This window comes from Hypericibacter sp. (assembly GCF_050729195.1).
In the GTDB taxonomy this organism is placed as follows: Bacteria; Pseudomonadota; Alphaproteobacteria; order Dongiales; family Dongiaceae; genus Hypericibacter.
In genome coordinates, this window is sequence record NZ_JBOHKS010000200.1 from 1 (window position 1) to 8915 (window position 8915).

Below are 8915 nucleotides of genomic sequence, written 5' to 3' on the forward strand. Positions count from 1 at the left end.
CCGAGCTCGATCGCCAGGGTCCCGACGAAGGCACCCAGTACCGCTCCTCGATCTTCTATGCCGATGCCGACCAGCAGAAGATCGCCGGCGGCTGTGCCGTGCTGCTGCTGGGTCTGGCCATCGGCCAGACAATCCATCATGCGGATGCCGGCGTGCCGATTCCCGATCCGGCCGTCGATGCGCCCCTGGCCTCGTCGTCCGGCAAGCAGACGGCGGTCCTTGCCGGCGGCTGCTTCTGGGGGATGCAGCTCGTGTTCGAGCATCTCAAGGGCGTCGAGCATGTGACCGCCGGCTATTCCGGTGGCGAGGCTTCGACCGCGGAGTATGAGGTGGTGAGCTCAGGCACGACCGGCCATGCGGAATCGGTGCAGATCGAGTTCGATCCCTCGAAGGTCACCTATGGCGAGATCTTGAAGGTCTACTTCTCGGTCGCCCACAACCCGACCGAGCTCGATCGCCAGGGTCCCGACGAAGGCACCCAGTACCGCTCCTCGATCTTCTATGCCGATGCCGACCAGCAGAAGATCGCCGAGGCCTATATCGCCCAGTTGAACGCGGCCGGGAACTATCCGTCGCCGATCGTGACCAAGGTGGTGCCGCTCAAGGCCTTCTACCCGGCCGAGGACTATCACCAGGATTACGCGGTGCATAATCCCTACAGCCCCTACATCATGATCAACGACGCGCCCAAGCTTGGCGATTTCAAGTCGGAGCTGCCGGCGCTCTATGTCGAGAAGTGACGCATCCGTCGGGCGGGCTCACCAATGCAGGATCCAGGTGCCGTTGATCCGCACCCCGTGACCCTGCAGCGTGATCCGCTCGTCATCGTCGCGGATCTTGGGCACGCGGCCCAGGCGGTGCAGCAGCAGTCCCGAATGGAGCGAGAGCGTGCCCAGCTTGTAGGGGTGGAAGCTCTTGAACTTGGTTTCCTTGACCCGATCGAGATTGGGCTCCATGCCGAGCCTGACCATGCGGGTCACGTCGTCGGGCGTGACGTTCCAGTTGTCGAGGCCGCCGCCGGCCTTGGGCAGCATGATCGGCATGGTGAAGGAGATCGGCGGCACCCCGTCGAGCGTCCGGCGCCAGGGCAGATACTGATATTGCTGGTCGAAATGCACCGGGGCCCCCGACGCACGATCGATCGCCTGACCCAGGAAGATATGGAACCCGGGGAGCGCGAAACGGTCGGTCAGGGTGACGGGCTCGCCGATCTCGGCCTCGATGCCGGCGCGCACCCGTTCATACATGGCGCCCAGCGCCTGTTTGAGCGGCCTGTTCGCCTTGGGCGAGCCCTTGATGTAGTCCTGGATCGGATTCTCCGAGCAGCAGTAATCGAGATAGGCCGCGGTGCCGAGCGAGTAGAACTCGGTGATGCCCGTGGTGCCGCGCGGGATCCAATGCTTGCGCAAGGGACCCGTCACGGTCTTGTAGAGTGCCTTGGTCTCCTTCGCGTCAAAGAGCGGAATGTCTTTGATCAGCGGCGAGATTTCAGACGTTCGACCAACGAACGCGATATGGCGCCGTTCGCGCGCGTGTCGTAGCCGTCGTAGCCCGGCATCGGGTTCGCTTCCAGACACCAGAACCTCCCCTCATCATCGAGCTTGAAATCCCAGCCGGCGAAGATCAGTCCCGCCGCGCGGGTGGCCCGCACGGTGAGATCGGCCAGATCCGCCGGCACCTCGAAACGGCGAAACCGCGCACTCGCGGTGCGGTAATCGACCGCGTCGCTCTCGATCGATTCGCCGTGAACCTCGTTGCCCACCACATGGAGGCGCAGATCGCGGCCGATCACGCGGCGCTGCAGATGCACCGGCCCGCGTGCGGCCACGAAGCCGGTGAAATCAGCCGGCGTCACGGCGCGGGTGTCGGCGCGGATGCCCTGGACCGACTTGACGATGGTGGGCCCGTCGCCGGCAAAGGCCGCCAGCAAGGTGGCGTTGCTCGAGGTCAGGCTTGCCGGCACCGCGAAACCCTGCTGGCGCAGCCAGGCCTCATGCAGCGGCTTGGCGCTGTTGTCGGCCGCATGGCCGGGCCGGTTGACCACGACGCCCTCGCTCTGCTCGAGCCAGGCGGCGAGGCCGCCGATCAGCGAACGCCAGCGCCGCCGCGTCTCGCGCTCGGGCAGGACGGGCGAAAGATCGATGAGGCGGCAATAGATCGCGTCGCCGGGTGCGAGCGATACATGCTCGCCGCCGAAAGTGAATTCGGCCGGCTCGCCCGACCCCAGCGGCAGACGCCATTCGCCCTCGACCGCGGCCCGCAGATTGAGCAGCGTCAGCCCGGCCCGCTCGTTCAGCGCCGCTTGCACGAAATGGACCAGCGTCGGATCGCTGTCGATGCCGATCGCGGTCAGCATGAGAGCGCCGCGATCAAGGCGGGTCCGAGATCCTCCCAGACGGGAATGATCTGGTCGACCCGCGGATAGGGATCGATGCGCGCGAGGCGCGCCTGCTCGAGCTTGGGATCGAGGCCCCAGGTCACGGCGACGAAACCCAGCCCCAGATTGCCGGCAATCGCGATGCTTCGGGCCTCGAGATCGAAACCATCGAGGGAAAGCGTGGTGCAGCGCCAGGCCTGGCCCTCGAGCACGATTACCCTCTCATAGGCTTCGTCCTCGATCACCGGCCGCGCGCGATAGGGCGCGTTGCCGGTATCGGCGCCGACCCAGCGCCGTGTGCGCCCGCGCATATCCTCGACCGCCCAGGGCCGTCGGTCGGGCGGCCCGGCGTCGGTTTGCGCCCGCGCATAGATCTCGGGCGCCATGTCGGTCCCTGCGCGCCGCTCGGTGATGGCGCCGGACGAAGACCAGCCCGCCTCGAAGCCACGATGGGAGGGGCGGTTGAGCACGGGCGAGCGGGCGAGGGTGGCCGCCGTCCACAAGGTCGCCATGCTTTCGCCGGCGAGGAAGGCCGCATCGGAATCGCGATTGGGGATCGGCGGGGCCGTGGGCCGTATCAGCATCGGCAGGTCGGGAAGGATGCGCGTCTCCTGCGCCTCGCCGGCGATGGAGAAGAGACGGCCCGCCTCTTCATGCTCCATCGCGACCATCCGGCGATCATGGCGCTTGGCCTCGGCGGCCAGGAGCGTCGCCACCGGATCGCGCCGGTCGGCAACGATCAGCAGATCCATGCCCAGATGATCGGAAGCCAGGCGGGCCATGACCTAGGGACCTTCGCGGGCGATCCGGTCAGATGACCGGACCGCTCTTCAGGAGGCTTTGCATCCGCTCGCCATGGATCTTGCCGACCTGGTCCATGAGCTGCCAGTTGAGGGTCGCCAGCGAGCCGTAGCGGATCAGCGGATCGCCCTGGTTCTCGTTGGAACCGGGCTTGCTGTCGGTCTTCTCCTTGAAGTCCTTGCCCTCCTTGAAGTCTTTCCCTTCCTTGAAGTCCTTCCCCTCTTTGAAGTCCTTCCCTTCCTTGAAATCCTTGCCCTCTTTGAAATCCTTGCCTTCTTTGAAGCCCTTGTCGTCGACGGCGCCCTTGCCGAGGCCGCCGAGCCCGCCCCTGAGGCCGCCGGCCTTCCAGCGATCGACGCCGTCGATGCCGCCATTCTTGCCGTCGGATTTGCGATCGGGCATGGCGGCGATGCCGGCGCTGATCAGGTCCTGGACCGTCTTGATGGTGGTGCGCTGATTCTCGCGCGCCATCTGGGTCAGGAGATCGCGACGATGGGAGAGCGACAGGAAGGCGCCCGGTGTTGCCGATTTCGGCTTCGACCTGCGAGCCATGATGTCCCCTCCTCAGCGGCCGGTGAGCTGCTTCAGCAGCTCGCCGACATTGATGCCGTCGATGACGAGCCCCTCGACATCGCAGTTGCGCAGCTCGACGCCGCGCAGGCTGGCATTCTCGACCACGCAACCGTCGAAGCCGCAGCCCTGGAAGCTGCTGCCTTCGAAATTGCTCTCGCTGAAGAGACAATTGAGATAGCGCGTTTCCGAGATGACCGAGTGATCGTGGCGCACCCGCGTCAGGGTCGAGCTCGCCATATCGGCATTGGCGACCAGCATGTTGGGCTGGATCACCGGGGGCGCCATGCCGCCGCTGCTCACGACCGCCCGTTTCGCACCGCGAGTCCTGCCGGCGGCCTTTCGCGGCCGCAGCTTTCTGGCTGCATTCATCGGAAAACCTCCCCAAAGGCGTCGGACGGCCGCTGACGGGTCGTCTCGAAGTGGAATACAATCTTATGCCGGCGCGGGGACAGGACAACGGCGTTGCGGTTAAGGCGCCGCGCATCGCGACCGATGAAACGATGGCGTCTTCGGCATTCGTGGATCGCGCCGCGGCGATGGCATCGGTTCTGTCCCGATCTTCGCTCTCGCATCCGATTTGTAATTTTGGCGATGCGTCATGGGGCCATGATCCTGTCCGCTGTGGTCGCAGCTGCTGCGACCCGCAATGGATATGCGGCGGATATGCGGCGAGATTCTTGGATGATGCGCCAATGAATCGGTGACAGGGCTGTCGGCATGCCGTCGCCGTCGTCGGCGCCCCACCGGAATCGAGGAATCCATTCCGCCTGCGAGCCGGGGTCCCCGTCGCTATGCTGTGGTAAATCTGTGCCGGCGTGCCCAAAGGCGCCGACCCGGCCTCCAATCGACCCACCCCGCCGGGGGTATTGCGTGGTTCCGCGGGGCCGGCTTTCCTGCCTCAATAATTGACCGACCCTCCGCGGCTGCAACCGACAGGCAATGCGACTCATGACCCAGACCCGGCTGATGCAAGCTTTCCCGCCCGACGCCGACCACCAGGTGACCCTCGCCAATTGGCGGTTGCCACCCTTCAGCCGCTGGGCCTTCCACCATGTCCGCGAGGTGCTGCCCACGGCCAACATCGCGGGCGGCGGGGCGGGTGTCGCGTTGAGGCGCTCCGAGCGCAAGATCGCGCAGGTGGCGTTCCAGGGAGCGGACGGGAAGGAATGGAACATCGGCCGGCTGCTGTCCGAGACCTTCACCGACGGATTCGTCCTGTTGCAGCGCGGCCGGGTGCTGGCCGAGTGGTATGACGCCGGCCAGACGCCGGATTCGCCGCACATCGTCTTCTCCGTCAGCAAATCGATCTCCGGCACGCTTGCCGGCATCCTGGTCGATCGCGGGCAGCTCGATCCCGATGCGCCGGTGACCCGCTACATCCCCGAGGCGGCCGGATCGGCCTATGGCGATTGCACCGTGCGCCATGTGCTCGACATGACGGTCTCGATCGATTTCGAGGAGAACTATCTCGATCCGCATGGCGTGTTCGGGCGCTATCGCCTGGCGACCGGCTGGAACCCGCTGCCCGAAGGCACCAAGCCGACCGACCTGCGCGGCTTCCTGGTGACCTTGAAGCGCGCGCAGCGCGCCCATGGCAGCCTGTTCCATTATGTGTCGCCCAACTCGGATCTCCTGGGCTGGATCCTCGAGCGCGCCTCGGGCGTGCCTTACGCGCAGCTGCTGAGCGAGGCGATCTGGAAGCCGATGGGGGCCGAGCAGGACGCCTATGTCACGGTCGATCGGTTGGGCGCGCCGCGTTCGGCCGGCGGCATCTGCGTGACCTTGCGCGACCTGGCGCGCTTCGGCGAGATGATGCGGCTGCGCGGGCTCGTCGACGGCAGGCAGGTCGTGCCGGGCGGCTGGGTCGACGACATCACGCAGAATGGCGATCCCAAGCCCTGGCAGATCTCGGAGGCCGGCAAGCTGTTCGCGCCGAAGGGCCGCTACCGCAGCAAGTGGTACATCATGGGCTATCCTTCGGGCGCCTATTGCGCGGCCGGCATCCATGGCCAGTGGATCTATGTCGATCCGGCGGCCGACATGGTGATCGCGAAGCAGTCCTCGCAGCCGCTGCCGGTCGACGTGCCGATGGACACGCTGCTGCTGGCAGGCTTCGACGCGCTGGGCCGCTGGCTCGAGAAAACCGCATGAGCGAAGGCTGCTCGCAGAACCGACTGCAAGCCGTTCGCAATCTCGTTTGCAGGCTTCTTCCTGCGCCGTTCCGCCGCCGGACAGACTGTTGATTTTCCGATCCGTCGTCTTTAACTTCCCCGGCATCCATTGGGGAGTAGCCGTCTCCGGCCTTCAGAGGAGAGTTCGCGTCAACACACTTGGTGGCTCGTTTCGGCGGGCCGCCATGGCGCGAATGGCGAAGCGGGGTTCTTCGATCCCGCCGCGATTGGCGAGACCTTGGCATCGATCCCTTTCACCCGGGCCGGGCGAGGGGCGTCGACGCCATCGGTCCTGACAACTCGCCTGGCCCCCTTGGTTGTCGCTTCATGGAAGCCCTGCTCGTCTCGACCGGCGTCGTCGCCATTTCGGAGATCGGCGACAAGACCCAGCTCCTGGCGCTGTTGCTCGCGACCCGGTTCCGCCGCCCCGTGCCGATCATCCTCGGCATCTTCGTCGCGACCGTGCTGAACCATGTGGTGGCGGCCCTGGCCGGCAGCTGGGTGGCGGCCACTGTCGATCCCGACTGGCTGCGCTGGGGTGTCGCGGCCCTCTTCATCGCCATGGCGGGCTGGGCCCTCATTCCCGACAAGATCGACGAGGGCGAGGTCAGGAGCTTCGGCGCCCATGGCGCCTTCCTGGCGACGGCGATCGCCTTCTTCCTGGCCGAGATGGGCGACAAGACCCAGATCGCGACGGCGGCGCTTGCCGCGCGCTTCGAGACCGTGATCCCGGTCGTCATCGGCACGACCGCCGGCATGATGCTGGCCGACGTGCCGGCCGTGCTTTGCGGCCATGCCTTCGCCCACAAGATCAATCCGCGCTGGGTGCGCTATGCGGCGGCCGTGATCTTCGCCCTGCTGGGCGCGACCATGCTCATGATGTAATGCGGAGGACCTTCAGCGAGACGGTTTGTCGGCCGGGCGCCAAGGCTCCATCTCGTCCTCGACCAGCCTCAGACGAGGCTCGCGCCCGCCAAAATCCTCGATCGCGAGGAACTGCACGACGGTATCGCCACCCTTGCTCAAGGGGAAAATGCCGAACTCGTAGCGGAACTCGTCGCCATGCACCGTCGGCACCGTCACCATGCCGTAGACCGGAACCCTCTCGCTCCAGGCCTGATGATAATAGGCCTGCCATCGGCCATCGTCGGTGGAGAACAATTCGTCGAGATAACGGCCGGTGAGATCCATGCCCGAGGCTGCCGCGATCCGGGTGCCGATCAGCCGATAGCGCACGCGAAAGGGCGGGTCGGACGCTTCGGCGATCAGGATGAAGGGAAGGAGAGGCTTGATTTCGGAAGGATCGATGGCGTCCCGGTCCGGGAGCGCGGCGGACCCGCGCTTGGACTTCCAGTAATCATGAAGCTGCTTCACCATCGGCGCATTCGACTGGCCGATGTCGGTCCAACTGGTCATGCGGACCAAATCCAATCCCGGAGGATCGAGCGCCCGCCGGATTGCGGTCGACTCGACGTTCGCACCGCACGCTAACATGGTGGCGCCACGCCGGCCACGCCGGTTGGTTCCTGCGTTTACCCGGCTAGGATTTCGCGCGCCAGGGCTTGATCTTGTCCTCCAACTGCCGGGTGCGCGGCTCCCGGCCGCCATAATCCTCGATGGCGATGAACTGGCGCACGGCTTCGCCGCCGAGGGTCAGGGGAAAGAGCCCGAATTCGTAGCGGAACTGGTCGCCCTGGACCGTCGGCACCACCACCGCGCCGAGGATCGGGATGCGATGGTCGCGGGCCTCGCGATAGTCGTCATGCCAGCGGTTTTCGAAGTCGGTCGGCAGCAGCTCGTCGAGATAGCGGCCGGTGAAATCCATGCCGGTCACCTGCGTCACGCGTCCGCCGACCAGGCGGTAGCGGATCCGGAAGGGCGGCTCGCTCCATTCGCTCAGGAGAATGTTGGGCAACAACGGCTTGATCTCGGCAGGGTCGATATCGGCGCGGTCGGGAACAGCGCGGCCGTGGCGCTTGGACTGCCAATAGTCGTGGAGCGCGCGCACCAACACAGCCTGCGTCTTCTCGATCTCGCGCCAACTCGGCATGAAGCGCGCCGTCTCCTTCTTTGAAGGTCGTCGCCACGGAGCTTGCCAGGGCAAGCCTAACAGATCGGCGCCGCGCCGTCCGACTCACCGAAGGGACAGGCCGGCCGATGCAAAAGGCTAGCCCGGCTGGCTGGCCACCATGCTCGGGCGCTTGGCGAAGTCGCGCGACCAGCGGTCGAGATTGGGACAGCGTTTGCGCCAGCCGTCATTATAGCGGAAGTCGGTATAGGCGAGCGCGCAGGCGGTGACGATCTGGTCCATCGCGAGGCTCCTGGCCGCCAGCTTGTCGATCAGCGTTTCCAGATGATCGATCGACCGGTCGATGCGGGTTTCCTGCTTCTGGATGAAGCCGGGGCTCTTCTCGCCCTCGGGACGGACGATTTCCATGCGCCGCTGCAGGCCCAGCTCCATGATGCCGATGGCGAGCGAGATGCGGGTCTCCAGATCCCAGTAGTCGGCCTTGGGGTAGAGCGTCTCGCGGCCGGAGATGCCGTCGAAATAGCGGCAGATGATGCGGCTGTCGCAGATCGCGCGGCCGTCGGCGAGCTCGAGCGTCGGGATCTGGCGCAGCGGGTTCTTCTTGTCGAGGAACTCGGCCTTATAGGCGTCGATCGCCTTCTCCTCGACCGGCAGGGCCAGCTCCAGCATCGTCACTTTCACGGTGCGGCCGAACGGGCTGGTCGGGCCGTTATAGAGAATCATGCTCATGAGGATTCCATCTGTCTGGGGAAGGGCCGGCGCCGGAACGGCGCGGGCCCGCAAGGAAGGGTCGGTCAGGATTCGAGCGCAGGACGGAACAGAAGGCAACCCGCGATGCGCCAGCTGCCGTCGGCGAGCGGCGTCAGGAGATAGAGCGCCGTGACCGGCTCGCCCTGGGGCCCCGTGACCGCGACGCGGCGCGCCAAATAGCCGTTCCAGGAGACGAACGCGCCCGGTGCCAGCG

Annotated in this window: 11 protein-coding genes and 1 riboswitch; of the genes, 3 read left to right on the forward strand and 8 right to left on the reverse strand. The window is 65.9% G+C overall.

The annotated features are described in order from the left end of the window. On the forward strand, positions 1-740 hold a 740-nt coding region (gene msrA, locus ACREE8_RS15450), incomplete at its 5' end, for a peptide-methionine (S)-S-oxide reductase MsrA (protein ID WP_431573904.1). A gap of 18 nt (positions 741-758) precedes the next feature. Here msrA and ACREE8_RS15455 read toward each other — a convergent pair. Genes ACREE8_RS15455 through ACREE8_RS15475 form a run of 5 tightly spaced genes read right to left on the reverse strand, consistent with a single transcriptional unit; the run spans position 759 to position 4120 of the window. Then, positions 759-1421, reverse strand: a complete 663-nt coding sequence (locus tag ACREE8_RS15455) for a hypothetical protein (protein ID WP_431573905.1) — start codon at positions 1419-1421, stop codon at positions 759-761. A 53-nt stretch (positions 1422-1474) separates the two neighbouring features. After that, complete coding sequence (locus ACREE8_RS15460; protein ID WP_431573906.1) at positions 1475-2356, reverse strand: ATP-grasp domain-containing protein; 882 nt, start codon at positions 2354-2356, stop codon at positions 1475-1477. Then, positions 2350-3159 (reverse strand): hypothetical protein, encoded by an 810-nt coding sequence (locus ACREE8_RS15465; RefSeq protein WP_431573907.1) that lies wholly within the window; start codon positions 3157-3159, stop codon positions 2350-2352. Before ACREE8_RS15465 ends, ACREE8_RS15460 begins: the two co-directional genes overlap by 7 nt. Positions 3160-3187: 28 nt before the next feature. Continuing rightward, the gene (locus ACREE8_RS15470) at positions 3188-3730 is read right to left on the reverse strand and encodes a hypothetical protein (protein WP_431573908.1); all 543 of its coding nucleotides are present in this window, start codon (positions 3728-3730) and stop codon (positions 3188-3190) included. Between the two features lie 12 nt (positions 3731-3742). After that, positions 3743-4120 carry a pentapeptide repeat-containing protein gene (locus ACREE8_RS15475; RefSeq protein WP_431573909.1) on the reverse strand — a complete coding sequence of 126 codons (378 nt, stop codon included), beginning with the start codon at positions 4118-4120 and terminating at the stop codon, positions 3743-3745. A gap of 579 nt (positions 4121-4699) precedes the next feature. On the opposite strand from ACREE8_RS15475, the gene ACREE8_RS15480 reads away from it, so the two are divergent. Together ACREE8_RS15480 and ACREE8_RS15485 are read left to right on the forward strand one after the other, a co-directional pair. Next, positions 4700-5902 carry a serine hydrolase domain-containing protein gene (locus ACREE8_RS15480; RefSeq protein ID WP_431573910.1) on the forward strand — a complete coding sequence of 401 codons (1203 nt, stop codon included), beginning with the start codon at positions 4700-4702 and terminating at the stop codon, positions 5900-5902. Positions 5903-6021: 119 nt separating this feature from the next. Further along, a riboswitch (yybP-ykoY riboswitch) is annotated at positions 6022-6140 on the forward strand. A gap of 109 nt (positions 6141-6249) precedes the next feature. Further along, a complete protein-coding gene (locus tag ACREE8_RS15485) occupies positions 6250-6807 on the forward strand; it encodes a TMEM165/GDT1 family protein (protein WP_431573911.1) in 558 nt (185 codons plus the stop codon). A 12-nt stretch (positions 6808-6819) separates the two neighbouring features. Here ACREE8_RS15485 and ACREE8_RS15490 read toward each other — a convergent pair whose 3' ends face one another. The 3 genes from ACREE8_RS15490 to ACREE8_RS15500 form a co-directional block, all read right to left on the reverse strand. Next, complete coding sequence (locus tag ACREE8_RS15490; protein WP_431573912.1) at positions 6820-7338, reverse strand: PAS domain-containing protein; 519 nt, start codon at positions 7336-7338, stop codon at positions 6820-6822. A 124-nt stretch (positions 7339-7462) separates the two neighbouring features. Beyond that, entirely contained in the window at positions 7463-7972 is a 510-nt protein-coding gene (locus ACREE8_RS15495) for a PAS domain-containing protein (RefSeq protein ID WP_431573913.1), read from the reverse strand. A 117-nt stretch (positions 7973-8089) separates the two neighbouring features. Beyond that, entirely contained in the window at positions 8090-8680 is a 591-nt protein-coding gene (locus ACREE8_RS15500; RefSeq protein WP_431573914.1) for a glutathione S-transferase family protein, read from the reverse strand. Between the last annotated feature and the right edge of the window lie 235 nt (positions 8681-8915).

Bases quoted from the DNA above. Each gene is read 5' to 3' on its own strand.
- ACREE8_RS15500 (WP_431573914.1), bottom strand. From the start codon at position 8,680: ATGAGCATGATTCTCTATAACGGCCCGACCAGCCCGTTCGGCCGCACC.
- ACREE8_RS15485 (WP_431573911.1), top strand. From the start codon at position 6,250: ATGGAAGCCCTGCTCGTCTCGACCGGCGTCGTCGCCATTTCGGAGATC.
- ACREE8_RS15480 (WP_431573910.1), top strand. From the start codon at position 4,700: ATGACCCAGACCCGGCTGATGCAAGCTTTCCCGCCCGACGCCGACCAC.
- ACREE8_RS15490 (WP_431573912.1), bottom strand. From the start codon at position 7,338: ATGACCAGTTGGACCGACATCGGCCAGTCGAATGCGCCGATGGTGAAG.
- ACREE8_RS15470 (WP_431573908.1), bottom strand. From the start codon at position 3,730: ATGGCTCGCAGGTCGAAGCCGAAATCGGCAACACCGGGCGCCTTCCTG.
- ACREE8_RS15475 (WP_431573909.1), bottom strand. From the start codon at position 4,120: ATGAATGCAGCCAGAAAGCTGCGGCCGCGAAAGGCCGCCGGCAGGACT.
- ACREE8_RS15495 (WP_431573913.1), bottom strand. From the start codon at position 7,972: ATGCCGAGTTGGCGCGAGATCGAGAAGACGCAGGCTGTGTTGGTGCGC.
- ACREE8_RS15460 (WP_431573906.1), bottom strand. From the start codon at position 2,356: ATGCTGACCGCGATCGGCATCGACAGCGATCCGACGCTGGTCCATTTC.
- ACREE8_RS15465 (WP_431573907.1), bottom strand. From the start codon at position 3,159: ATGGCCCGCCTGGCTTCCGATCATCTGGGCATGGATCTGCTGATCGTT.